Raw genomic sequence first — 25,875 nt, 5'->3', positions numbered from 1 at the left:
GCCGTTATCATGGACGGCAACGGTCGATGGGCCACGGCTCGGGGAAAATCCAGATCCGACGGTCACAGAGAAGGGGCGCAGGCGATCGATCGCCTTATGGACGCAAGTCTCGAACTGGGTTTAAAAAACATTTCCCTCTACGCATTTTCAACGGAGAATTGGAAACGTCCCATCACCGAAATCCGATCCATTTTCAATCTGCTCGTGGAATTTATCGATACCCGTTTGGATACGATTTATGCGAGAGGAATTCGAATTCATCATTCAGGTTCCAGAAAACGTCTGACGCGGAACGTTTTGGACAAGATCGATTTTGCGATCGACAAAACTCAAAAGAACAAAAATCTCACCGTGAACTTTTGTTTGAACTACGGTTCTCGGGACGAACTTCTCCGGGCCGCACAAGAGGCGTTTTTACGTAGAAAAAAGGATAAGGTTCCTTTCGAAAAGCCCCTGAAAGAGAAGGAGCTTGAAAAATTTTTATATACGTCCGCTCTTCCTCCCGTAGATTTACTGATCAGAACGGCCGGGGAACAAAGACTTTCGAATTTTCTGCTTTGGCAATCCGCGTATGCGGAGTTGTTTTTTACGGACACTCTTTGGCCCGATTTCGATAAAAATTCCCTGGTGGATTCCCTCAAGTGGTACGAAACCAGAACCCGAAAATTCGGAGGACTTACGAATGGGTGAAACATCCAAACGACTCGCTTCTGCGGCGGTGCTTCTTGTACTTTATCTTTTTATGATATTCTACGCGGATTTTTATTATCTGCAAACGTATCTGATTCTTATTTTGGCCGGTATCGTAGGCATCAAGGAATTTTACAATCTTTCCGATCGAGGAGAGGACGGAAGGCCGTTTCGTGGTACGGGAACCTTCTTTATGTTTCTCATCGTTTCGTTTTATTACTTTCGATTTATAGGAGCTCAGAGTAAATTCGATCCTCCTTTATTCTTTCTTTTGAATATTAAATATTTCATTCCTCCGTTCGATCCGGTTCCGGTTGCGTTTCTTTTGCTGTTGATCGTAACGTTTACTTTGCAGATCACCAAACGCCCGTTAGACGGAGCGATCTTTTCGGTTTCCTCCACGTTTTTAGGCGTGTTTTATATCGCGGTTCCTTTGGGGCATCTGATTCTTTTGCTCGGAATGGGGCAGGGGATTTACTACGTCGTCCTCGTTTCCGTCGTTACTTTTATAACGGACGCGGGTGCGTACTTCGGAGGAAGATGGTTCGGAAGGCATCCCGCGGGACTTGCGATTTCTCCTAAAAAAACCTGGGAAGGTTACGGCACAGGAATCGTCACCGCGATCGCTGCAGTATTTATCTTCAACACGATCTGGGAAAGTTCCACGGGAACCTCGGCGGCAGTGCGCGGGTTGGAAGTCTTTTTGATTTCCGCGATTTTATCTCTTGTAAGCGTGATCGGAGATCTTTTGGAATCCGCGATGAAACGGGACGCAAAGATCAAGGATTCCGGTTCTCTGATTCCGGGTCACGGCGGAATACTGGATCTCGCGGATGCGCTTTTGATCACGATTCCCGTTCTTTATTATTACCTTCAGATCAAGGGGAATCTGGGATTTCAAGTCTAACCGGTATGACAACCTCCGTTTGTCTTCTGGGTGCGTCTGGTTCGGTTGGAGAATCCACTCTTAAAGTACTGCGCGCTTATCCGGATGAATTCAGTCTTCATTCTTTCAGCGTTCATTCCAATCTCGAAAAGGCCCTTGCAATTCAGAAAGAATTTTCCCCCGAGTTTATCTGCGTGAGTTCCGACTCTGCGGATCGCACCGTTCTCGGAAACAAAATCGGTAAAACACAAATTCTTTACGGAGAATCGGCGCTCTGCGAACTCGTGCGCGATTCTGCGGTGCAAATCGTGATCACCGCGATCGTCGGCGCCGTGGGTTTACGTCCCACGATCGCCGCGATTACGTCCGGAAAAAGATTAGGAATCGCTAATAAAGAAACGTTAGTCACATCGGGTCCTCTGATCAATTCCCTCGTCGTAAAACACAATACGGTTGTCGTTCCGGTCGATTCCGAACACAACGCTCTTTTTCAACTGTTGGAATCTTTAAATCCTCGTTCGGTGGAAAAAATCATTCTCACCGCGTCCGGGGGAACTTTCCGAGATTTGCCGATCGAACAATTGTCTTCCGTAACGAAGGCGCAAGCGCTTCATCATCCGACTTGGAACATGGGTCCTAAGATCACGGTCGATTCCAACGGTATGATCAACAAGGGACTCGAAGTCATCGAGGCTCATTTTCTTTTCGGGGTTCCTTACGAGAAAATCGGGGTTGTGATTCATCCGCAGAGTATCGCACACGGAATCGTGGAATTGAAAGACGGGGCTTCGTTTATCTACGCCTCGTACCCGGATATGATTTTTCCGATCGCACATTCCCTTTTTTATCCGGAACCGGTTCCGAAAATTCTTCGGTCCCATCCCGCAAAAGATTGGGGTAAACTGGAATTTAAGGAGCCGGATTTTAAAAGGTATCCGGGGCTTAGGTTGGCGTTCGATGCGGGCAAGGTCGGAGGAACGGCTCCGTGTATTTTTAACGCGGCCAACGAGGCGGCTGTTGAGTTGTTTTTAAAGGACGAAATCCGTTTTGTCGAAATTCCGAATTATATCTCCGCCGCGTTAGACGAAATACCGACGGAATATCCGACGTCTCTGGAAGGTTACGAGGAGGCCGATCGAATCGCCCGCGAAACCGTCCGAAATCTGAAAGTAAGGAAGGTTGTATCCGCATGTTGATCATGATATTAGGCGCAGTATTTATGTTGGCGATTTCGATTTTTATCCACGAATTGGGGCATCTTCTTTGCGGAATGCTCGTGGGGGTTAAGGCGAGAATTTTTTCGATCGGTTACGGTAGAGGGATCTGGAAAAAAAAGGTCGGAGAAACGACCTACCAAATCACCGCGATCCCGGTCGGTGGTTACGTTCTTTTTAAAGGGGACGACTACGGCGGAGAAATCAAAGGGGAACCCGGCGAACTTCTTTCCACGCCGCCGTTGAAAAGAATGATCCCGGTACTCGGCGGTCCTCTTTTTAATCTATTTCTAGGTTTTGGAATATTACTGATTTTGAATTTTCTCGGTCACAATCCTCCGGGCAACCGAATTTTTATCGATCCCGCCGATCAGGAATTTTCCGCCGCGTACCAATCGGGCCTTAGAACCGGAGACCGTATCCTAAACATCGAAGGAAACAAAACCGAAAAGTTCGAGGACATCGTGACTAACGTAGGTTTGTCTTCCGGTAACGCGCTCAAAATCCGAGGAGAAAGAGAAGGTAAGGAGATGGAATGGAACGTGATTCCGCGCATCGTCTATAACCCGAAACGTTCTTCCGGAATTCCCACCATCGGTGTGGAGCCTTTCGGAGAAAGAAGAGTTGTGGCGACGTTCAGTTACTCCGAACAGTTTCAACACTGGTTGTCCTCCCGTTTGGATAAATCGCACGAAGCGGAAAATTACTACCAGGAACGTCTGAAAAAAGCCGTGGAAGGTAGGGATATCCCCGCGGAAGTTCTTTTGGAAAAAGAGAAGGAAGAAAAAGAAAATCTTCTTCGTTCCAGAGCGCTCAGTTATCTAAACGACGGGGACGTGATCCAGACCATAAACGGAAGAACGATTTCCACGGTGGGAGAACTCCAAAAAATTCTGGGAGAATTTCAGAATCAAAAGGTAAACATCGTTGTCGATCGTAAGACGTATCCGCTGGTCAATCCTTGGTCCGCTGAAAACGTGAGCGTGGAAGTTCCGGTTCTCGGAGCTAATATATTAGAATTTAAGAATATTAGAGATCGTAAATTTTCCGAGTTGAACCTGGAGTCCTATCAGTTTGCGAGTTACGATCCGGAACTCGGTCAAAAACTTCTGAACTTAGCCGTGGATGGAAAAAGTTTTCCGAACTTCGAGGAACTTCTCGCCTATATCAAAAACAAAAACGGGGAAACCGTTGCGGTCGACATGGGAAATCTCAGACTCGAAGCGGAACCGAAGATACGTCCGATCGGACTTCTCGGTTTTAGACCGAACATGAAATTCAATCCGGCTCCGATGGAAAGAAATCTCGGTTTCTTGGAATCCTTTGTCGTCGCGGGTAAGGACGTCTACGAAAACGTGGAAACCACTCTCAAAGGAATCGGGATGTTGTTCTCCGGAATTCTTTCGGTTAAAGACAGTCTTTCCGGACCCGTGGGAATCGTTTCCTACGCCGGGATCAGTTTGGAGATCGGCTGGGAAACGTATTTGGAGTTTGTCGCAAGGATCTCGATCGCTCTGATGATAATGAATTTACTTCCGATTCCGATGGCGGACGGTGGACATATCGTATTGTATGCGTATGAAGCGATCACCGGAAGACCACTTCCGGGAAAAGTGATCGAGTCCATCTTTCGAATCGGATTTTTGTTTCTGCTCGGGCTCGGACTCTACGTCACCTTCAACGATGTAATGCGAATTTTCTAAACGCATGAAAGCATCGAAATACATTCTCCCCACAGAAAAAGAAAATCCTGCGGACGCGGTTGTCGCGTCCCATCGACTTATGATCCGCGCGGGGCTCGCGCGTAAATCTTCCGCCGGTCTTTATTTTTATCTCCCTCTCGGTTTGAAAATTCTTCAGAAGATCAAACAGATCGTTCGAGAAGAAATGAACAACACCGGCGCGTTGGAATTCGACCTTCCGATTTTAACTCCTTCCGAGTTATGGGAACAGAGCGGAAGATGGAACGCGATGGGAAAGGAAATGTTCCGCATCCGAGACAGACACGATCTTTCCTACTCGCTCGGACCGACTCACGAGGAATCGTTCAGTTCCCTCATTAAACCTTTATTAAAATCTTATAAAGATCTGCCGATCAACGTCTATCAGATCCAGACAAAATTCAGAGACGAAATCCGTCCTCGTTTCGGAGTGATCCGTTCCAGAGAGTTCGTGATGAAAGACGCGTATTCGTTTCATCTCGACGATGTTTCTCTGGACGAAACGTATCAAACGATGCGAGTCGCCTACAGAAAAATTTTCGATCGTTGCGGGCTTAAGACGATTCCCGTGCAAGCGGACTCCGGAAGTATGGGCGGTTCCGCGTCGGAAGAGTTTATGGTCGTTTCTCCGATCGGAGAAGAAACATTACTTTTATGTAATTCTTGCGGTTATAATTCCAACAGCGAAAAAACTCCTTTTATATTCAAAAAAGAGAATATAGCCGCCGCAAAACTTTCCGAAAAGAAAGAAGTTGCCACCCCCGGTAAAAAGACGATCGAAGAAGTGAGTTCGTTTTTGGGAGTTTCCGAAGCGGAAACGATCAAGGCGGTCGCGCTCAAATCGGAAAAGAAAAAGATCCTCGTGTTTTTACGCGGGGACTTGGAACTCAATCTTCACAAACTGCATTCACTCCTCCGAATCGTGGACTCGGAGCCGATGACGGACGCGGAAGTCCGTGAACTCGGGCTCGTTCCCGGTTTTATCGCACCCGTGGCGCCTAACGACAAAGTAAAAGTTTTATACGATCGTTCTTTGCAAAAGGATTTTCCGTACGTTGTCGGGGCGGCTAAAGAGGACTTTCACGTCCAAGGTTTTGTTTTGGAGAAGGAGATTGCGGGTCTTCCGGAGTTTGCGGATGTCGCATTAGCAAGAGAAGGGGATCTTTGTCCGAATTGTAATTCTACTTTGAAAGCCGAAAAGGGGATCGAGGTCGGTCATATTTTTAAGTTAGGTGAAAAATACACCAAGGCTTTTGGGATTCAGGTTTTGGATCAGAACGGTAAAACCAAAACTCTTACGATGGGTTGTTACGGAATCGGGGTCAACCGAACCATGGCTACGGTCATCGAACAGTGCAACGACGAGAAAGGAATTTTCTGGCCGATCAGCATCGCCCCGTTTGAAGTCACACTCGTGAGCATCACAAAGGGCGAGGAACAATATTCCAAAGCGGAAGAATTTTATAATGTTCTAAAGAACGAAGGAATCGAAATTTTCTGGGACGACCGCGACCTGGGACCGGGATTTAAACTTAAGGATTCGGAACTCATCGGTTTTCCGATCCGAGTTACGATCGGAAAAAAATTCTTCGAAAACGGAGAGATCGGCATCTACAATCGCAAGAAGGACAAGGAAGATTCCTTTGCGTTTACCGGTTTTGCCGATTTTGTAGCAAGGGTGGAATCTCTGCGCCAAGAACTCTTGAGTGAGTTGGAGTAGTTATGGGAAAAGAAAATCATTTCGGTAAAGAAGGTTACTTCGGGGAATTCGGAGGACGTTATTCTCCGGAAATTTTGCACGACGCTCTCGTGGAACTCGAAGCCACATACAAGAAGCTCAAGAAAAATAAACACTTCAAAAAAGAACTCGAATACTATCGTAAAAATTATATCGGTCGTCCCTCTCCATTAACGCACGCGGAACGTCTGAGCAAGGTTTGGGGCGGTGCGAGAATCTGGCTCAAACGAGAAGACTTAAATCATACCGGCGCGCACAAGATCAACAATACGATCGGTCAGGTGCTGATCGCAAAGGCGATGGGTAAAACGAGAATCATCGCGGAGACCGGCGCCGGTCAACACGGAGTCGCCACCGCGACCGTAGGCGCGATGTTTCAAATGGAAACCGTGGTTTATATGGGAGACGAGGATCTCCGTCGTCAGGAACTCAACGCGATCCGTATGAAAATGATGGGCGCGAAAGTTGTCGGAGTTTCCAGCGGAACCGCGACTCTCAAAGACGCGACGAGCGAAGCGATGAGAGACTGGGCATTAAATGTTTCTAATACTCATTATATCGTGGGTTCTTCGATCGGTCCGCATCCGTTTCCGACGATCGTGAGGGATTTTCAATCCGTGATCGGTATCGAATCCAGAAAACAATTTAAAAAAATAAACGGTAAACTTCCGAACGCGGTGGTCGCCTGCGTCGGAGGCGGTTCGAACGCCATCGGGATGTTTTACGGTTTTCTAATGGATAAAAAAGTAAAGTTATTCGGCGTGGAAGCGGGCGGTTATTCTACGGACCCGGGTTCTCATTCGGCTACGATTCAATTCGGGAGAACCGGTTTTTTACACGGTACCAAAACTCTCGTGATCCAAGACGAGTTCGGCCAGATTGTTCCCGCTCATTCCGTCTCGGCGGGTTTGGATTATCCGGGGGTTGGTCCGGAACACGCGCATTTTCATAAAAGCGGAAGAGTGACCTATGCGAACATAAACGACGAAGGCGCGTTAGACGCCTTTCTCGAAGTCTGTAGAATCGAAGGTATCATTCCCGCCTTGGAAACCGCTCATGCGTTTCGTTTTGCGAAAGACCTGGCGAAGTCTATGAGCAAAAAGGAAAACGTTTTGATTTGTTTATCGGGACGCGGCGATAAGGACGTGGCCGAGGTTGCAAGACTTCGGAAAGGAGAATTTTCTTGAACGCGATTTCCTCCGTTTTTTCTTCCGATCAGTGTGTTTTTATTCCCTACATTTCCTTGGGTGATCCGGATTATGAATCCTGCGTCGTTTGGGCCGACGCCCTCATTCGAGGAGGCGCCGGAATTTTGGAATTGGGGATTCCTTTTACCGATCCGGTCGCCGATGGTCCCGTCATTCAAAAGGCTTTCAAACGTGCGTTGGCTCATCCTTTCTCTATGAAAAAAATTCTGGAGATCACCGCTCAGATTCATAAATTACATCCTCAAATTCCGTTGGTTTATCTTACGTATTTCAATCCTTTGTTTTCGATGGGTTTGGAATCCTTCGCCGAATCCGCTAAGAACGCCGGCATTCAAGGTTTGATCATTCCGGATCTTCCCTACGATACCCCCGAGGCGGAGGAGTTTTTTTCCCGGTTGGTAAAAAGAAAGATCGATTTCATTCATCTCGTGACTCCTGCGTCTACGAACGAGCGGATTCAGTCGATGAAATCCCTCGCTTCCGGTTTTATCTATTACGTGACTTCTTACGGTGTGACCGGCGAGCGTCGCGCTCTTGCGGAGGGTTTGGAAGAGAGAATCCAGTTGGTTCGTAATCAGATCGGCCTTCCGGTTTGCGCCGGCTTCGGGATCTCTTCTGCGGACCAGGCCCGCGATATTTCGCGTTTCGCGGACGGTGTGATCATCGGTTCTGCGGTGCAGAGAATCATCGAAGAATTCGGGGCGAATCGCGAGGTTTGTGCGGGTAAACTTTTGGCGTATGCTTCGATGATTCGAGCCGCTATGAAATGAGGTGCCGCGCTCTTTTTTTGGGCTCGTTGTTTGGGTCTGTAAATGGGAGAGGTGGGGGTGATTTTTTATGTTGGGTGTGTTCTTCCGAGTTGGATTTGGCTTCGTAGAAGTTTTTGGGGAAAGTAAAGTTCTCTTGTAATATTCAAATTCGTTGGAACTCCACGGGATTTTGTTTTTCTAGGAATTCCCCATTCTAATAACAAAGAAAATAAAAAACACCGAGAGATCCCCAACCCCCAAGCCAGGATTCCCAACCTACACCAATCCTCCTCAAAAGGACGAAAGTTCATCTTCCGCAGATTCAAGTTTTTCTCCTGATATCTGGCATAAGCAAGTCTCCTCCCCAAAAAACGTTTCCGAATCAAGGTTTCATCCCAATGCGATAAAAGAAGGTGCAAGGTTTTCCTCAGAGCCTTGGGCTGGAGCCGAGAGGAACAAACCAAGTGTTCCGGAATCAAAAACGAACAAAGATTACCGGACTTACGGACAGAATAAGACGTAAACCCGGACTTAAAAGAAGAATACCCCATAACCGGAACGGTTCCCGGGAAAGAACGCGCGGAGAGGAAAACGGAACAAAAAATGAAAACGGAACGGAACAACAGGCGGCAAGGCCCTGAAAATATTGACGAAACTCCGACGGATAGGATACTGATCCCCGATCAAGGCCGGGGGAACGCATGAGCGAAACAAAATTTAAAATCACTCCACTTCACATCATCTCGCTGATATTGGGGATCATGGGGATTGTTTTCATATCATTAACCGCATTTTTTCCGAACTATTCGCTCAACACCGAATTTTTACTCGGCGGATTCGTACTGTTAATGATCGGTTCGTATCCGATCTATAAGTTTATAGAAACCAACACATCCGATAAACAAAGGTCCGGCAGCCTCTGGCTATCGGCCGTAGTATCATTTACGATGTTCTTTCTATATCAGGTGTTCACACCTCTTTCCGAGTTGGAAGAATCATCCGTGTCTTGGAGGTTTACATTACTGAGAGCCGGGGTGAATAAGAGCGAAAAAGAATCCGAAGAAGGGACGATCGAATACACAAGATACAATCCGCCGCCCGGAGCGAGACAGGACATACAGATAATCGGGATCACGACCACGTCGTTGGAAAAGCTGCAGGGAAGATGGCCTTTGCCCTGGAAATATTACGCAAACATTATAGACATATTTAAGAACACATCCAACCAGTTGATGTTCGATATTTTTTTCGTGGATTATAAACCCGGACAAACCGAAGAGATGGCTCAAGCCTTGGCGAAAAATCCGCAGGTCATGTTCGACTACCCGATGGAAACGAGTTTGGAATCCAAAAGTTCCATATTGAATCTGGAAAAACGGATCGACGTGCTCAAAAAGTTTAAGTTGGAAAACGTGGAGGATCCGGGGGATGTCGGAAGATCCTGGTTGAAATTCCCGCAACCGCCGATCGAACCCGTGGCGGAAAAAGCGTCCGGATTAGGATTTGCGAATATTAAAAAAGACGAAAGTGGACTCAACCGGCGAATGCCTCTCGTAGCAAAACTGTTGAATTCGGGACCGTTCAGGGAAACGGAATACTATCCGTCCATCGACTTAATCATCGCGTGTAACTATCTCGGCGTGGACGTAAAAAGGGACGTGGAAGTGGTGATGGGCAAACACGTAAAGATCAAGAACATCCCGCAAAAGACTTTGACGAGTTTCAACCGCAAGACCTTGAAGATGGAAACCAAGGATATCATGAATCTTCCGAACGAAACCCGAGAGATCACGATACCGATCGACGAAGACGGACAGATGCAGATCAATTTTCCCGGCGGACTTTATTCGTTTCGAGCGCATGAAGTGTTCGAAGCGGCGACCGAATGGAACGAGGAAACCGCGTCCCAATTTCAAAACACGATCTTTCTAGTGGCGATGTATTACGCGACGGGAGCGGGGGCCGCAAAGGATACGCACTTATCACCGTTTGGGGACATGTCCGGGATCGAGCACCACGCGGCGGCGATCAATACGATCCTCAATCAGGACTTTCTTTTTGAACTACCGTTATGGGGAGAATTTTTAATCTTAATTCTTGTGGGAATGTTAGGGGGTTTGGTACAACCTCGATTGAAAACCTGGTTGGCGTTCCTGTTTTTCTTAGCGACGGCGCTTGTTTATTCGATCGGAACGCTCGTAAATTTTTCCGAACTCAATTTAGTGCATTTGTATCCGACCGTGATCTTGGAGCAGTTGTTTATTTTTATCGGACTGATCGGATTTAGGATTTTAACGGAAGAGGAAAACGTAAAGTACATCCGAAGTACGTTCTCCAAGTTCGTATCCAAGGATATCGTGGATGAGTTACTCAAAAATCCGGACAACTTAAATCTGGGAGGATCCAAACGAGACATTACGATTTTCTTTTCCGATATCCGAGGATTTACGACGATGTCCGAAAAAATGGGACCGGAGGAACTGGTACAGTTTTTAAATCAATATCTATCCGAAATGACGGAGATCATCATTGAATTTAAGGGAACGATTGATAAATACATGGGGGACGCGATCATGGCATTTTGGGGCGCGCCCGTGCCGTTGGAAGATCATGCATATTACGGATGTGCGGCCGGGCTAGCGCAGATGAAAAGGCTCGCCACGCTGAAGGAAGAATGGAAGAGTTTGGATCTTCCCCAAATGGATATAGGAATCGGACTCAATTCCGGACCGGCGGTCGTAGGAAACATGGGGAGTTCCCACAGGATGGATTATACCTGTATGGGGGACACGATCAACCTGGGATCTCGATTGGAAGGAACGAATAAGGAATACGGAACTCATATCATCATCTCCGAGTACACCTATGAAAAGGTAAAGGACCGGGTAATCGCAAGAGAACTGGACTTGATTAAAGTGAAAGGAAAAACGCAACCCGTTCGAATCTACGAGTTATTGGATTTAGTGAACGAGGAAGACCTAAAACTATTAAGAAAACCTTTGCAGGCGAACTAAAGAATATTATAAAATTAGAATAGAAAGTTTTCATGCAACAGGAACCAACTCTGCTGGATAGGATCGACTATCCGGCCGACCTCAGAAAGATACCTCTGGAAAAACTACCACAAGTTTGTAAAGAGGTTCGGAATTATATCATCGATACTCTTTCGGGAGTGGGCGGGCATTTTGCAAGCAATCTGGGAGTTGTGGAACTCACGGTCGCGTTACACTATGTGTTCGAAACGCCGAAGGATCGATTGGTATGGGACGTAGGACACCAAACGTATCCGCATAAAATTCTAACCGGAAGAAAGGACAAACTCAACACGGTTCGAAAGTTCAACGGGCTTTCCGGGTTTCCCAAAAGACAGGAATCGCCTTACGATCTTTATAACACGGGACACGCGGGAACGTCGATCTCGCAGGCGCTCGGAGAAGCGGCGGCCCGCGATCTCGCAAAAGCGGATTACAACGTGGTCGCGATCATCGGAGACGCATCGATTGCCACGGGAATGGCCCTCGAGGCGATGAACCACGCCGGGCATTTGAAAAAGGACATGATCGTAATCTTAAACGATAATTACATGTCGATCTCGAAGAACGTGGGATCCATATCCAACTATCTCAACAACATCATCACGTCTCATTTTTACAATCACTGGAAGAGAGTATTTTACACTTTCTTAAAGTGGTTGCCGATCATCGGGCCCGCCACCGAAAGATTTTTCAAAAAGGTCGAAAAGGGATTTAAGGACGTCTTAACGCCGGGCGGGCTATTTGAGGACTTGGGATTCGGATATATCGGACCCGAAGACGGGCACGACGTGGTCCGGCTCGTAAAGATGCTCGAAAAAGTGAAAAAGATGAAGGGGCCGATTTTACTACACATCATCACACAAAAGGGAAAAGGATACGATCCGGCGGAAAGAGATCCGATCAAGTATCACGGAGTAACGCCGTTTCGAAAAGAAGACGGAGCGATGGACAGCGGGGATTCTTCCAAGATCGCGTACAGTAAGATCGTAGGAAAGATGTTGTCGATTCTCACTGAAACCAATCCGAAAATTGCGGCGATCACACCCGCGATGATCGAAGGAAGCGGGCTGAAAGAATACGCCGAAAAATATCCGGAACATTTATTCGACGTAGGGATTGCGGAACAACATTCGGTCGCGTTTGCGGGAGCGATGACAAACGGAAGTATCATTCCTTATATGTGTATCTATTCCACGTTTTTGACGAGGGCGATGGACCAACTGGTGGAAGACGTGTCTCTCATGAATCTTCCCGTACGATTTGTGATTGATCGAGCGGGATGTGTGGGACCGGACGGGGAAACACACCAAGGACTTTTTGATTTAGGATATTTACTCGGCCTACCGAACATGGACGTGTTTGTACCGTCCAACGGACAGGACTTGATCGATTCGTTACGATGGATGGAAACGTACGATAAGTCGCCGATTGCCATACGATTTCCAAAGTCGAATGTGGATTTAAATACCTTGGATTTTTACAAAAAAGCCGAACTCAAACCCGGAACGTTTCGAGTTCTCAAAAAAGGAACGGACATCGCGCTGTTATCGATCGGATCCATGATCGACGAAGCCAAAAAGGCGACTGAAATACTCGAAAGAGAGGGGTTCAGCGTAACTCTCATCGATCTCGTATGGTTACGGCCGCTTGGGGCGGAAGCGCTTAACGAAGAATTGAACAACGTTAGACGCTTTGCGATTCTCGACGAAAGTTATGTCGACGCGGGGGCTTCCGGATATCTACTCAATCGGATTTCACCGGAGAATTTGTCGAAATACTTCAAAACATACGGATTTCCATCCGAGCCCGTACATCACGGAGAAAGAAAAGAAATTTTTCAGGCGTATCGATTGGACGGACGGTCGATCGCGGAACACGTGGCGGAGGTGATGAAAAAAAACTTAATCCCGTAATCCTACCAAACCGAAAATAAAAGTAAAAACGGGTTATGGAATTGCAAAACTTTACTCCTTCGGATTTTCTAGAAGCGGCCAAATATTTTTACAAGAAGGGCGATGGCGACAGAGCGGAATATTTGTTCAAATTATCCTTGGAAAACGAGGAAAACCACGAGGCGTATTTCTTTTTAGGGCTAATGGAAAATCAAAAGGGAAATCCCGAAAAAGGATTGATACACTTTTATAGATCCGTGGAAGTAAATCGGAATTACGGAAATCCCTGTAACGAAATCGGAATCATACTGTTAAGAGCCGGAAAGGAAAACGAAGCCGTATACTGGCTGAAAAAATCCTTACGCTGCGAATTGAACGACGCGCCTCATATCTCACTCTACAATCTTGCCACGCTGTATAAAATTTGGAATCGTCCCGAAAGATCGCTTCAGTATCTGCATCGAGCGATCCTGATCAAACCCGATTTTGAAGAAGCCAAAAAACTCAAAGAAGAACTGGGTTCCGCGATTTGAGTTTAGGAAACGAAACGTTAGGTTTTGTTTCAAAAACGCATTCGTCAAAATACGAAAATGTCCAATGTTTACTCGTTTTGAATTTTTAAAATTTTGAGCGAGGTTTTAAGAAGCGGAATTTCTGCGACTTAGAAGTTGAGCGATCACAATGACGGGCGGAATTATCAATTCAGGAATTAAATAACCGAGGCCGGTTCGGGAAGGCCGACAATGCTAATGGAGACGAGCCGTCCGATCGCCGCAAAAAAAATGGCCGCCGCCAACGGATAGATCAACGTACTTTGAGTGCGTATGGTCCAAGCCGCCCAACCGCAAATCAAACCCGTTGAAAAATAAACCCCTGCCATAAATCGATGTACGTTATCGAGTCTTGGCGTAGTCGTAGGTTCGCCGAGATACATTTGCAAAGCTCCGCCAAAGAGCGCAATGGCAGCTACAAGAAACAAACAGATTTGTACGATTCGTTTACTGATTGAAATGGGAGTATCCGCTTTCATACCAATAGAATCCGCTTTGGAATTACAATTTTCAATGTCAAATCCATATTCTAAGGATTGAATCTTGGAACGAACGTTTGGATCTTGATATTCGATTAAAGGCGCGTCGTTTGCATCGTAAGGGCAATCACTTTCTTGATAAAGAATCTTTGAGTTGTTCGTTTGTATTCATTCATGGATCCCATTGGTGGATCTCGCTTCCATCGCTTCCGCATCGGTTATACCGAACTCACATTCAAAAAATCGGGGCTTTCTATTTTTTGAATCCGGGCTTTAACAAAAACTTTGATTTTTCTCCCGCTCTTTAATCGTACGAAGGCTGCATTTTTTTGCAAACAGATGAAACTTTTCTAACTGATATCAATTCTCAAGTAAACTTCAAAATAAACGCAAAGGAAAAGCCCTTTCCTTTTCGTTTACTTGCAATTTTTCACAGAGCCAAAAATCCTGTTTCCAATACCAATATTGAAGGGACTTCATACGAATGAATCACAGAGCACTGAAGCTTTCGGTACCGCTCATTGGCATCGCGGCCGTAGCGTATCTGATTTTCTCTCCTTCCAAGTATGTTGGGTATGCGCCCGATCAGCCCATACCCTTCAATCACAAGATACATGCCGGAGACAATAAGATAGATTGTAAATACTGTCACACCGGGGTAGAAACCTCAGCGCACGCCACAGTCCCATCCTCTTCCACTTGTATGAACTGCCACTCAATGGTAGCAACCTCCAAACCTCTGATCAAAAAACTCGCTAAGTCGTATAACGATAATAAGCCGATCGAATGGATTAAGGTTCACGATATGCCGGATCACGTACAGTTCAATCACTCTCGACACATTTCGAGAGGAGTGGATTGTTCTCAGTGTCACGGGAACGTAGCGGAGATGGTGAAAGTAAAACAAGTGGCGTCCCTCAACATGGGATACTGCGTGGATTGTCACAGAGAGAACAACGCTCCGACCGATTGTTCCACCTGCCACAGATAACCGGGAGTAATACTAAAATATATGGATCCAAAAAATTTCCAAAAAGAAAAGAAGGCACACTGGCTGTCTTACGATCTGAAAGACAAAGACGTAGAAGTCAAAGAGATGCAGAAATCCGAATTCTTCACTTCTCCCGATCCTTTGATCGCGAGAATCAAATCCGGAGAATTCGATCGTAAATCCTTTCTCAAGTTGATGGGCGCGGGGGTCGCGATGACTTCCCTCAATTGCATTCGCAAGCCGATTGAAAAAATCGTTCCTTACGTGGACTTAAATAAAACGGACGAAAACGCTCAATACGATTTCGTAAAACACGGACATTCTTACTATTACGCTTCCGTAGTCGCGGGAACGGGAGTTCTCGTCAAAGCAAGAGACGGTCGTCCTCTAAAACTGGAAGGAAATCCGGATCATCCGGTTTCTCAAGGCGCTCTGGGCGCGGCGGGTCAGGCTTCCATCTTCGATCTTTACGATCCGGATCGGGCTCAAAATCCCGCCACGATCGAAGGTGGGATAGAAGTTAAATCCGACTGGGCTACCGTAGACGCCAAAGTAAAGGCGGCTCTTGCAGCTAACAAGGGTAAGACGGTTGTCGTAACAAAACCTCTGGATTCTCCTTCCACAAAGTCGATCATCGGCGATTTTCTGCGCACCGTTGGCGGAGGAAAACACTACGAGATTTCTTTGACTTCCGCGGAAGAAGTTGTCAGCAAAGGACAGGCCGCTTCTTACGGAAAGGCGATCGTTCCGAACTATCATTTCGATCTGGCGAAGGTAATTCTTTCCATCGATTGCGACTTTATGGGCAACTGGCTTTCTCCCGAAGAACACCAAAAAGATTTTTCCAAAAGAAGAAATCTGCGTCCGTCTCGCGGCCAAAACGGTCTCGCGGATGTAAATCTTTTCGTCTCGGCGGAATCGATTCCCACGATGACCGGTTCCAACGCGGACCTTCGTCTTCCGATTCGTCCCGGAGATCAAACCAAACTCGCACTTGCGATCATTGCGGCTTTGGAAGAGCAAGGCGCTTCCGAAGTAAAAGCTTCTCCTTATGGCGGAAATGTCGCTCAATTTGCGGCCGAACTCGGTGTGAGCGAAGAAAATATCCGCAGGACCGCAAAGGCTCTTTGGTCCAACAAAGGAAAGTCACTCGTAGTTGCGGGAAGTCTTGCGGCGTCCACAAAAGACGCGGTGGATCTTCAAGTTCTTGTAAACTTTATCAACGATCTTTTGGACAACGACGGTAAAACGATCGATCATTCCAACCCTAAAAAAGAAGGTCTTCTGGATTCTTCCGGAAATCTAAAGTCTCTTGCGGCGGAACTGAAAGGAAACAAAGTCGGGGTTCTTTTCGTAAACGACGTAAACCTGGTCTATCAAGCGGGAGAAGAATGGAAAAACCTTCTTCGCCAAGCGGCATGGGTCGTTTCTTTGAGCGATCGCGCCGATGAGACCGCGCTTTCGTCTAACGTTCTTGCGACTACGACTCATTTTCTCGAGTCCTGGGGAGACGCGGAAGTAACAAAGGGGATTTTTTCCATCCAACAACCCGCGGTTCGTCCGCTTTTTAACTCTCGTTCTTTCGAAGACAGTTTGATCGCATTTGCGGGAGGTTCTCTCGGGGGAGAAACGAACTTTTACGAAATCGTAAAAAATTCCTGGGTTAAAAAACTCGGTTCTAAACAAAGATGGGAAGATCTCTTGAGAGCGGGCACCACTGTTAAGGCTTCCGAGCGTAAGAAAGTTTCCGGTTCTTCTCGGAACTTCAACCGTTCTTCTCTGAAAGAGATCGTTTCCACCTCCGCCGGGCTCAAACTTGCGTTGTATGAAACATCCGCGATCGGAGACGGTAGGGCGGCGAATAACGCGCACCTGCAGGAACTTCCGGACCCGGTCACAAAACTGACCTGGGACAACTGCATTCTACTTTCTCCCGCTTTGGCGAAAGAAAAGGGAATTTCGTCTAACGACGTTTTGGTTTTAAAAACTGCAAAACAAACGATCGAACTTCCGGCGCAGATCCAACCCGGTATGCACAAGGACGCGATCGGGATTGCGGTCGGTTATGGTAGAACCGCCGCGGGCGCAGTCGGAACCGGAGTCGGTAAGAACGCCTATGTCCTTTCCGAAAACGGAGTGTATTCCGGAATCGCGGTGACTTCCCTAGAAAAAACGGGTAAGAAATACAAACTGGCCACTACTCAACACCATCATATGTTGTCCCCCGGTTTCAGTTATCCGGATCGTCCTCTGGTTCAATCCACAACCATCGAAGAATATCGTAAAAATCCCGCCTCCGGCAAGGCTGCTTCCGAAATTCCTAAGATTTTAAAAGACGGAAAACTTACGGATGCGGTGGGCGCCAATCCTACTTACGCTTATCCCGGTTACAAATGGGGAATGAGCATCGATCTTACTTCCTGTACCGGTTGCGGTTCCTGTGTGATCGCCTGCCAAGTGGAAAATAACATTCCCGTTGTCGGTCGTGACGAGGTTCGTGTAGGACGAGAGATGCACTGGCTCCGGATCGATCGTTATTACATCGGGGATCCGGATCAGCCGGAAACACTGCAAGTCGCTCACCAACCGATGCTTTGCCAACAGTGCGACAACGCTCCTTGCGAAACCGTTTGTCCGGTTTTGGCAACCGTTCATAGTTCCGAAGGAATCAACGACATGGTTTACAATCGTTGTGTGGGAACTCGTTACTGTTCCAACAACTGTCCATACAAAGTCAGACGTTTTAACTGGATGCAACACTGGTACAACGACTTTGGTTGGAAAAACGGCTCTCCAAAAGAGTCCAAAGCTCCTCGTTACTTGGGGCTCAATCCCGAGGTTGCCGTTCGCGGTCGCGGGGTAATGGAAAAATGCAATTTCTGTTCTCATAGAATTGCGGAGGCTAAGATCGCCGCTAAAAACGAAGGCCGCGTTTTGAAAGACGGAGAAGTGAAAACCGCGTGTCAACAAAGTTGTGCGGCGGATGCAATCAGCTTCGGGAACACCAACGATAAGGATTCCGAAGTTTCCAAACTCTCTTCCGACCCGAGATCATACCGTGTTCTCGAATATCTGAACGTCGGTCCTCAGATCGCTTATCTGACCCGGGTCAGAAGTTCAATTTAATGGAGTAACGTAAAAAGTTATGTCAATGCCCAACGCAGTCAAAGAAGCCCTGGATATCCAGCCTCTCGTAACCGGCGGCAAGTCGGTTCGGGACGTTACCGAGGATATCTTAAGACCCGTAGAAGCATTCCCCACTTCTCTTTGGTGGAAGGCTTTCCTTCTGGTTCTTACCATTACAGTCGTCGATTTAGGTATCATCGGATATCTGATGTGGGAAGGTCTCTACATCCTCGGGATCAATAATCCCGTGGCTTGGGGATTTTTCATCGTAAACTTCGTATTCTGGATCGGGATCGGCCACGCCGGAACCCTGATTTCAGCCGTTTTGTATCTTTTCCGTCAGGAATGGAGAACCGGGATCAACCGCGCCGCGGAAGCGATGACCATCTTTGCGGTGTTAACCGCCGCTTCCAACCTGATCATCCATATCGGAAGACCTTGGGTCGGTTATTGGTTGTTTCCGTATCCGAACGAAAGAGGGCCTCTCTGGGTCAACTTCCGTTCTCCTCTGATTTGGGATACGTTTGCGGTTTCCACGTATTTGACGGTCTCTCTTGTGTTCTGGTACATCGGTTTGATTCCGGATATCGCCGCGGTAAGAGATCGTTCCAAAGGAGAATTCAAACGGAAACTCTACGACGCGTTGGCGTTAGGCTGGGTCGGATCCAACAAGGCCTGGTCCCATTTGGAAACCGTTGCGATGATTTTGGCGGCGCTTTCCACACCTCTCGTTCTTTCCGTACATACGATCGTATCCTTCGACTTCGCGGTTTCCATTCTTCCGGGATGGCACACTACGATCTTCCCGCCGTACTTCGTTGCCGGTGCGATTTTTTCCGGTTTCGCGATGGTTGTGACCCTGATGGTAATCGCGAGAGAAGTTTTCAATCTGAAAGATTACATTACCATGAAACACTTGGAGAACATGAACAAGGTCATCATGGTGACCGGTTTGATCGTGGGTCTGGCTTACTCCACGGAGTTTTTTATGGCTTGGTATTCCGGAAACGAATACGAAGGTTTTGCTTTCGTAAACAGGGCCTTTGGTCCTTACGGTTGGGCTTACTTCATCATGTTCAGCTGTAACGTATTTTCTCCGCAGGTATTCTGGTGGAAAAAACTCAGAACCAACATTCCGGTTATGTTTATCATTTCGATCATCGTAAACATCGGGATGTGGTTCGAAAGATACGTGATCGTAATGACAACTCACGCGGACTTTCTTCCTTCTAGTTGGGATATGTATATCCCGACCGTTTACGACTTCATGATGCTTATCGGAACGTTCGGAATTTTCTTCACGTTGTTCCTACTGTTCTGTAGAATTATGCCGGTTATCGCGGTAGCGGAAGTGAAAACCGTTATGCCTCACAAAAACGGAGGACACCATTGATGTATAAACCTCATAAAGAACAATTTCATACGTTCCAAGAAACAAACGCGGGAGTATTCGGACTTTTTGATTCGCCTTCGGAAATCATCGCGGCGGCGGAGAAAACAAAAGAGAAAAATTATACCGGCTTTGATTGTTTCACTCCGTATCCGGTTCACGGATTGGACGACGCGATGGGACTTCCCCGTTCCGGACTTCCTTGGGTTACGTTTTTCCTGGGACTCTTCGGTTGTACCGTGGGTTTTGGAATGCAGTATCTGACTCACAAGTTCGATTGGCCTATCAACGTTTCCGGAAAGAATTTAAACGCTTGGTTCGCTTATATCCCGATCACGTTCGAATTCACGATTTTTATGGCCGGCGTGGGAACCGCCGCGGCGATGTTTTTTTTGACCAGACTTCCGAAGTTGAACCGTAGGGTTTTGCATCCGGATATCACCACGGACAAATTCGCGCTCTGGATTCCTTCCTCTTCCCAAGGTTATAAGGAAGACGAAGTCGTGAACTTCATCAAGGGACTCGGCGGAAAAAACGTCGAGGTCGTGAAATAGGAGCAGGGACAAGAATGAAATATTACAAATCTCTAATTTTCCTTTTGGCCGTTGTTCTTTTCTGGAACTGCGAGTCCAAAACGCCTCCTCTGGAATACTTTCCGGACATGGCGGATTCTCCCGCGAGAGAGGCTCAGGAAGCGGACCCGATCGCACACGACGGAGCGGCTTCCCGGATTCCCCCGAAAGGAGCGGTTCCGGTGGGGTACTATCCTTACGAGTATCTCGGATTGGATGTATCACAATTACCGAATCAAGGACTTACAAATCCTTTTAAAGACAACTTGGCAAATCTCCAAAAGGGAGAGGCTAAATATCAGACGTATTGTTCTCCTTGCCACGGCGTAAGAGGGGCGGGGAACGGAACGATTGTCGGTCCGGCTCCCAGAATCGGATTTCCGGTTCCCGCCGTGATTTCTCCTAAGATCCAAGGATATTCCGACGGACAAATTTATCACGTGGTCACAGCGGGTTGGGGAAGAATGAAAAGTTACGCTTCTCAGGTTTCTCCCGAAGATCGCTGGAAGATCGTTCTCTACGTGAGAAAACTCCAGGAATACGAAAACAGAACTAAAAAAGACGTGGTTAGGAATTAAGAATCATGGAAGTCAAAGTCGAACAAAATCTGATTCACTTCAAACTCGACTCCAAGACCCGCAGCGCCCTTTTCGGGATGATCGGGATCGGGGTCTTAAGTTTACTCATCGGGTATTTTACCTTATCACACACCGCGCCGAGGCACGAGGGTGGACATTCCAACCCGGCTTGGTCCGCGTTTTTGATCGGAACTTTTTTTATCACCGGAATTTCGCTCGCGGGAGTTTTTTTTACCGCGCTCAGTCATATCACCGGGGCGCATTGGGCCGTTACGGTACGCAGACTTGCGGAAGGATACGGATTGTTTTTGCCGGTGGTTGCGGTGTTACTCCTCGTCACAGTGGTCGGGATCCACGATCTTTATGAGTGGAGTCACGCGGAAGCGGTCGCACACGATCATCTGCTCCAGCATAAACAACCTCTTTTGAATCTTCCTTTTTTCGTGGCTCGGATGATTCTTTTCGGCGCCGCTTGGTCCGCGTTCGGTTGGTTCTTTTATAGACGTTCCACCAAACAGGATCAGGATCAGGACGTGGCTCATACTCAGTTTAACGCCCGTTTGGCGGGGGGATTTATCGTATTCTTCGCTCTTTCCTTTTCTCTCGCTTCTTTCGATTTGATCATGTCTCTGACTCCGCATTGGTTCTCGACCATGTTCGGAGTGTATTGTTTCGCGGGAGCGTATCAGACCGGACTTTCCAGTCTTGTAATCATGATCTACTTTCTCAAAAAGAAAGGATATCTCGGCAACCTCGTAAACGAAAACCATATCCATGATATCGGAAAGTTTATGCTTGGATTTTGCACTTTCTGGGCGTATGTCGGGTTCTCACAGTTTATGTTGATTTGGTATGCGAACATTCCGGAAGAAACTTTTTTCTACGAACAAAGATTGACCGGGGGCTGGGAAGTTTTTACTTATTCGCTTCCGTTCATCAAGTTTGTCCTTCCGTTCCTTTTGCTTTTAAATCGACCGAACAAAAGAGATATCAACGTACTCGTAAAAATCGCTCTTTGGATCGTGTTCACTCAAGTGATCGAAATTTATTGGTTGGTGTTTCCCGCGAACTTCGAAAACTTCCATCTTTCCGGTCTCGTTTTGACGTTCGGCGCCGTTATCGGATTTATCGGTTTGTTCGGGTTTGTGGTTTTAAAACGGTATGAATCCGCTCCTTTGATCCCGGTGGGAGATCCGAGATTGGATCAGGCCCTGCATCATCATCAATGAGAGGAAGAAGAATGAAAAGAAATATTACAGTTCTGCTGACCGGAGTCGCTCTTCTTTTAGGAGCTTGTTCCAAATTGGCGCAGGTCACCCATCATAAAAATTGCGATCCTTCTTTAGTAAATCCGTCTCTGGAACCTTCCGTTCCCATTTTTGCGGATGCAGATGCGACTTCGGTCGTAAAAGAAAGAATCGCACCGGGTTCCGTGGTCAGAGTGTACGACTATAGAAATCACGAGGCCAATCCGAAGTTGTTTGTTCGCGTAAAAACCGAAAAAACCGAAGGTTGGATCAATCCACGCTGTTTAGTCGTAGGACAGGATCCGTCCAAGTCCGTTTTTACTTGGGGCTATCGCAAGGATTACGTTCCCTTTTACGATCCCGAAGATCACGAGCATTATCCGAACGGATATGAATTTCCGGATTACGCGTCGCTTCCAAAAGATAAGGTGCCGCTGGCGGAACTTGCTCCCGCACTGAAAAAGTAACGTTAACGATTTTTACTCGCTCCTGGAAAAGCTCCCTGCCGTTTCGTTTGAAGGGCAGGGAGCTTTTTTATGCTCATTTGAAATTTACAGGCGCTTCCGGGCATCGATATGGGAGCCGATAGCGATGGAAGCAGTACACGAAACGATTGGTCCAAGAAGGATTGGTTTATTGTTACCGTCGAGTTGCCGTTAGAATCTCCCTGAGATTCTAACGATACCATTCAAATTAAGCTTTCTGCATAAAGCTTAGATCTTGAGCGAGCCGCGGAACCCTCTGGCCGCATAGTAAGATTCCGCACCGTTGTGATACACGAAGATATTACCGTAGCGGAAATCGGCAAAGATGGCGCCGCCGAGTTTTCTAATATCAGAAGGTGTTTTCAACCAGCTCGACGTTTTTGTATCGAACTTTCCAAGTGCCTGCAATTCTCGGTATTGTTCTTCGGTTAAAAGCTCGATACCCATCAAGGCTGCCATATCCATAACGTTATTTTTCGGCTTATGTTCTTTCCTTGATTCCAGCGCTTCGCGATCGTAACAAACGCTTCTGCGGCCTTTAGGACTTTCCGCTGAACAATCATAAAAAACGTATTCGTCCGTCTTTTTATCGTAACCGACAACATCCGGTTCGCCGCCGGTTTTTTCCATTTCGTTGAGCGACCACAATTTTTCGGCATTGGCTTCCAACTTCGTTTGCACCTTAGCCCATTCGAGTCCCTTATGCCGGTTCGTGTTTTTTTCAAAACGGACTTTTAATTCTCCGAGTAGTTCCTCGCGTTGTTTCGGTGACAATTCCTTCCGATTGCCATTTACTTTGCTCATACTTTTATAGGATCTCCACCGAACCGGTGTGTCAAGCGTATCCTGGTCTAAATTTATTTCGAAAACTCTCTAAACAAAACTCTGCCTTTTTCTCTTGTCATAGAGGATTTATGCAAACGGAGTATTTTGTTATCCTTACGGGATTAAAAATTCTGCATGGATCTCACAATATATCAGCTATCTAATATAACATTTGTTTCTTTCTCTAAGGACCGCCGCGTTTGTAGGATACATTAGTAAATATGCAAGCGTTTTCTTTACGATCTCTTCCGATGAGAATTTGTGGATCGTTCGGTTAACGGAAAATCAATTCCGAAACCGCCGGTTTTTCGGCGTAATACTTGTTAAAGAATCAAACAACAGGGATAAAACGATATGAGAAAACCGAAAAAAAACTTCTGACGATTACTTTTAAAGAAACGAATGAGCGTTTTGTTTGAATCAGAGATACGTCCTCGGATTTTCATGAAAACTAAAAAAACGGTTACGTTATATTCCAATTTTATCAAATTAGAGACACAAAATCGGAGGTTTACAAATTAGCTCCATCGTGTTTTATTTTTATCTTTTTGGGATTCTTCGGAAAGAAACATAACGTGTTTTGGTCAAAGGAAACATGTTTAGACCGACCGATAACAACGGATTGCCGATAAGAAATCGAACAGGGATGATTTCAATTTTTATCCTTCTGTCCTCCACCTGCTGGGTACAATCTATCTTATCTAAAACTCCGGTCCGTTTGAAAGTATCTGTAAATCTTAAAACGGATAGTCCCGTTCAGCTTTTGGTTCGAGGAAAGAATTTTGAAAAAAATATTCCTTTTTCAGAAATTAAGGAAACTACGATAGAACTGCCGGATGAGGGAGATTACGAAATGATTCTGACCCGGAAAAGCGGGTTTACGGAGAAAAGAACGGTTAACGTTACTCAAAAAGATTCCAACGTGGAGTTCGGTTCTAATCCTAATATTTCTACGGATTCTATCAATGTTACCGCAAAAAAACCGGACGCACCGCCCAATTATATTCTCAGTCAAGAAGACGCCGTTCGGATGCCGGGAGGTTTCGGGGACGCGCTGAAGGCGGTTCAATCCATGCCGGGTGTGATTCCTTTATTCCAAACGTATACGGGTTCGAGTTTTCAATCCGCGATTCAAACTTTCGGTCAAAATACGGATCAAAACAAGCCGGATAAACCGAACGGTGAAAAAGGATTTTTAGTGATGCGAGGCGCGGGGACTCGGGCCAATCAATTTTATTTCAACGGATTGCCTATGAGTTATCCGTTTCACGCTGACGGACTTACTTCCGTTATCAATAACAATGCGATTCGATCTTTGGAATTGTATTCCGGTTCCTATTCGGCCAGATACGGGTTTGCTACGGGAGGAATCATCAATATAGAAGGATTTCAAAAAAGGGATTCGAATTTATCGGTCGCTCATTTGAACGCGTTTTTAACGGACGTATACACATATCGTAATATTACGAAAGACTTAAATGTTTCCGTTTCGGGAAAAAAATACTATCCCAACGTCGTTTTTGGCAGGGTTCCGAATCTGATTCCCGCAGAAACCTTTCTATCGGATTACAACGACTATCAAGCGAAAGTGGGATGGGATATCGACGAGAATCATTCCGTAACTTTTCAAACGTTCGGCGCAAAGGATAAACGTTATCCGTTTAAGGAACTCAGCCAATACAATCCCAAAAAAGCGGCTCAGTCGTTTGCAAATCCTCCTTCCGGTGCGGATGCGGCCAGACTGGATCGTATTTTTAGAACGGACGGAATTCAGCATATTTGGAAACCTAAAAGTTCAATCACGAATACGTTCAACGTATCCAGAAATTACTTCAATGAAGTTACTGAAAACGGTTTGGATATGTTGGTTACCGATATATCCAAAATGGGTTATCCTCCCGCTTTGTATCAAAGGATACAAACGATTCAAAACGAATATTTTAACGATCTCAAGCAGATTGAAAACGTCTCCGAGATCGAATTGTTAAAACGAAATTGGAAGATTGTTTTCGGAGGTCAATACAGGGAAATTGACGCGGGTTACAAGGGAAAAGTCACCCAAATAAACCTCGACCCTTCGTATCGTTTTCTGCATCAACAGCTTCTCAATTCTCCGGATACGATAGAGGTTTTGGAAGGCGATTCCGTAAGAACCAGACAGATCGGCGCCTTCTTTGAAAATCGATTTAAGTTCAAAGATTTTAATCTGAATCTGGGAGTGAGAAGGGAATACTACGATAAATCGAGGGAATGGAAAACCGCTCCCCGTGTCGGAATCAGTAAGGAGATTGCCTATACTCAATCTAGGATTTTTGCGGGATACGGCCGACATTTTCAGGCGCCGACGGACGTGAGTCGATATTCCGCCAAAACCGGAAATCCCAATCTTAAAATGGAGGAATCCGATCACGCCGAGATCGGATGGGATCAGAGGATCGACAAATTTTGGAATATTAAAATAGAAGGATATCATAATACTTTTTCCAATCTTATAACTT

Annotated in this window: 21 protein-coding genes and 1 pseudogene; 19 read left to right on the top strand and 3 right to left on the bottom strand. The window is 46.4% G+C overall.

What is annotated here, in order from left to right:
* Positions 1-9 precede the first annotated feature (9 nt).
* Genes LEP1GSC060_RS15590 through trpA form a run of 7 tightly spaced genes read left to right on the top strand, consistent with a single transcriptional unit; the run spans position 10 to position 8,227 of the window.
* A complete protein-coding gene (locus tag LEP1GSC060_RS15590) occupies positions 10-690 on the top strand; it encodes an isoprenyl transferase (protein ID WP_051061454.1) in 681 nt (226 codons plus the stop codon).
* Complete coding sequence (locus tag LEP1GSC060_RS15585) at positions 683-1,597, top strand: phosphatidate cytidylyltransferase (RefSeq protein ID WP_003007658.1); 915 nt, start codon at positions 683-685, stop codon at positions 1,595-1,597. The genes LEP1GSC060_RS15590 and LEP1GSC060_RS15585 overlap by 8 nt, the downstream gene beginning before the upstream one ends.
* A 5-nt stretch (positions 1,598-1,602) precedes the next feature.
* Complete coding sequence (dxr, locus tag LEP1GSC060_RS15580) at positions 1,603-2,772, top strand: 1-deoxy-D-xylulose-5-phosphate reductoisomerase (RefSeq protein ID WP_003007553.1); 1,170 nt, start codon at positions 1,603-1,605, stop codon at positions 2,770-2,772.
* Positions 2,766-4,493 (top strand): site-2 protease family protein, encoded by a 1,728-nt coding sequence (locus LEP1GSC060_RS15575; RefSeq protein WP_036096770.1) that lies wholly within the window; start codon positions 2,766-2,768, stop codon positions 4,491-4,493. The genes dxr and LEP1GSC060_RS15575 overlap by 7 nt, the downstream gene beginning before the upstream one ends.
* Before the next feature lie 4 nt (positions 4,494-4,497).
* On the top strand, positions 4,498-6,231 hold the full coding sequence (locus LEP1GSC060_RS15570; protein ID WP_003007521.1) for a proline--tRNA ligase: 1,734 nt from the start codon (positions 4,498-4,500) through the stop codon (positions 6,229-6,231).
* 2 nt (positions 6,232-6,233) lie between these two features.
* Positions 6,234-7,436, top strand: coding sequence for a tryptophan synthase subunit beta (gene trpB, locus LEP1GSC060_RS15565; RefSeq protein ID WP_003007524.1), 1,203 nt, complete (start codon positions 6,234-6,236; stop codon positions 7,434-7,436).
* On the top strand, positions 7,433-8,227 hold the full coding sequence (trpA, locus tag LEP1GSC060_RS15560) for a tryptophan synthase subunit alpha (RefSeq protein ID WP_003007615.1): 795 nt from the start codon (positions 7,433-7,435) through the stop codon (positions 8,225-8,227). The genes trpB and trpA overlap by 4 nt, the downstream gene beginning before the upstream one ends.
* A gap of 65 nt (positions 8,228-8,292) precedes the next feature.
* Here trpA and LEP1GSC060_RS15555 read toward each other — a convergent pair whose 3' ends face one another.
* Positions 8,293-8,757 (bottom strand): DUF1564 family protein, encoded by a 465-nt coding sequence (locus LEP1GSC060_RS15555; RefSeq protein WP_036096781.1) that lies wholly within the window; start codon positions 8,755-8,757, stop codon positions 8,293-8,295.
* 150 nt (positions 8,758-8,907) lie between these two features.
* Between LEP1GSC060_RS15555 and LEP1GSC060_RS15550 the strand changes: the two genes are divergently transcribed.
* From LEP1GSC060_RS15550 to LEP1GSC060_RS15540, 3 genes are read left to right on the top strand one after another with little or no spacing between them, the layout of a single operon-like run.
* Positions 8,908-11,220, top strand: a complete 2,313-nt coding sequence (locus LEP1GSC060_RS15550) for an adenylate/guanylate cyclase domain-containing protein (RefSeq protein ID WP_003007647.1) — start codon at positions 8,908-8,910, stop codon at positions 11,218-11,220.
* 32 nt (positions 11,221-11,252) lie between these two features.
* A complete protein-coding gene (gene dxs, locus LEP1GSC060_RS15545; RefSeq protein ID WP_003007633.1) occupies positions 11,253-13,154 on the top strand; it encodes a 1-deoxy-D-xylulose-5-phosphate synthase in 1,902 nt (633 codons plus the stop codon).
* A 35-nt stretch (positions 13,155-13,189) separates the two neighbouring features.
* On the top strand, positions 13,190-13,666 hold the full coding sequence (locus LEP1GSC060_RS15540; protein ID WP_003007558.1) for a tetratricopeptide repeat protein: 477 nt from the start codon (positions 13,190-13,192) through the stop codon (positions 13,664-13,666).
* A gap of 176 nt (positions 13,667-13,842) precedes the next feature.
* Here the strand turns inward: LEP1GSC060_RS15540 and LEP1GSC060_RS15535 are convergent, their stop codons facing one another.
* Complete coding sequence (locus tag LEP1GSC060_RS15535; RefSeq protein ID WP_230458345.1) at positions 13,843-14,163, bottom strand: DUF4345 family protein; 321 nt, start codon at positions 14,161-14,163, stop codon at positions 13,843-13,845.
* A 484-nt stretch (positions 14,164-14,647) separates the two neighbouring features.
* Here LEP1GSC060_RS15535 and LEP1GSC060_RS15525 point away from each other — a divergent pair, with 484 nt between their 5' ends.
* The 8 genes and pseudogenes from LEP1GSC060_RS15525 to LEP1GSC060_RS20655 all read left to right on the top strand — a co-directional run.
* On the top strand, positions 14,648-15,154 hold the full coding sequence (locus LEP1GSC060_RS15525; protein WP_036096766.1) for a cytochrome c3 family protein: 507 nt from the start codon (positions 14,648-14,650) through the stop codon (positions 15,152-15,154).
* A 21-nt stretch (positions 15,155-15,175) separates the two neighbouring features.
* The gene (locus LEP1GSC060_RS15520; protein WP_003007607.1) at positions 15,176-18,280 is read left to right on the top strand and encodes a TAT-variant-translocated molybdopterin oxidoreductase; all 3,105 of its coding nucleotides are present in this window, start codon (positions 15,176-15,178) and stop codon (positions 18,278-18,280) included.
* Positions 18,281-18,305: 25 nt separating this feature from the next.
* Positions 18,306-19,673: an NrfD/PsrC family molybdoenzyme membrane anchor subunit gene (nrfD, locus tag LEP1GSC060_RS15515; protein WP_003007530.1), complete on the top strand. Its 1,368-nt coding sequence runs from the start codon at positions 18,306-18,308 to the stop codon at positions 19,671-19,673.
* Positions 19,673-20,224 carry a DUF3341 domain-containing protein gene (locus tag LEP1GSC060_RS15510; RefSeq protein ID WP_003007597.1) on the top strand — a complete coding sequence of 184 codons (552 nt, stop codon included), beginning with the start codon at positions 19,673-19,675 and terminating at the stop codon, positions 20,222-20,224. Before nrfD ends, LEP1GSC060_RS15510 begins: the two co-directional genes overlap by 1 nt.
* A gap of 14 nt (positions 20,225-20,238) precedes the next feature.
* On the top strand, positions 20,239-20,820 hold the full coding sequence (locus LEP1GSC060_RS15505) for a c-type cytochrome (RefSeq protein ID WP_003007623.1): 582 nt from the start codon (positions 20,239-20,241) through the stop codon (positions 20,818-20,820).
* A gap of 5 nt (positions 20,821-20,825) precedes the next feature.
* On the top strand, positions 20,826-22,049 hold the full coding sequence (locus LEP1GSC060_RS15500) for a hypothetical protein (RefSeq protein ID WP_003007572.1): 1,224 nt from the start codon (positions 20,826-20,828) through the stop codon (positions 22,047-22,049).
* Positions 22,050-22,060: 11 nt separating this feature from the next.
* Positions 22,061-22,534 carry an E-cadherin-binding lipoprotein adhesin Lsa16 gene (lsa16, locus tag LEP1GSC060_RS15495; protein WP_003007594.1) on the top strand — a complete coding sequence of 158 codons (474 nt, stop codon included), beginning with the start codon at positions 22,061-22,063 and terminating at the stop codon, positions 22,532-22,534.
* A gap of 102 nt (positions 22,535-22,636) precedes the next feature.
* Positions 22,637-22,738: pseudogene (locus LEP1GSC060_RS20655) on the top strand (DUF4952 domain-containing protein); the annotation flags it as partial.
* Positions 22,739-22,780: 42 nt separating this feature from the next.
* Here LEP1GSC060_RS20655 and LEP1GSC060_RS15490 read toward each other — a convergent pair.
* On the bottom strand, positions 22,781-23,356 hold the full coding sequence (locus LEP1GSC060_RS15490) for a DUF4256 domain-containing protein (protein ID WP_036096763.1): 576 nt from the start codon (positions 23,354-23,356) through the stop codon (positions 22,781-22,783).
* A 616-nt stretch (positions 23,357-23,972) separates the two neighbouring features.
* On the opposite strand from LEP1GSC060_RS15490, the gene LEP1GSC060_RS15485 reads away from it, so the two are divergent.
* Positions 23,973-25,875 (top strand): TonB-dependent receptor plug domain-containing protein (locus LEP1GSC060_RS15485; protein ID WP_036096779.1); only part of this gene is annotated, 1,903 nt, incomplete at its 3' end.

It is taken from the genome of Leptospira weilii serovar Ranarum str. ICFT (assembly GCF_000332415.1).
In the GTDB taxonomy this organism is placed as follows: domain Bacteria; phylum Spirochaetota; class Leptospiria; order Leptospirales; family Leptospiraceae; genus Leptospira; species Leptospira weilii_A.
The sequence above is the reverse complement of the archived record's forward strand: the minus strand, read 5'-3'. Positions and strand labels throughout refer to the sequence as shown.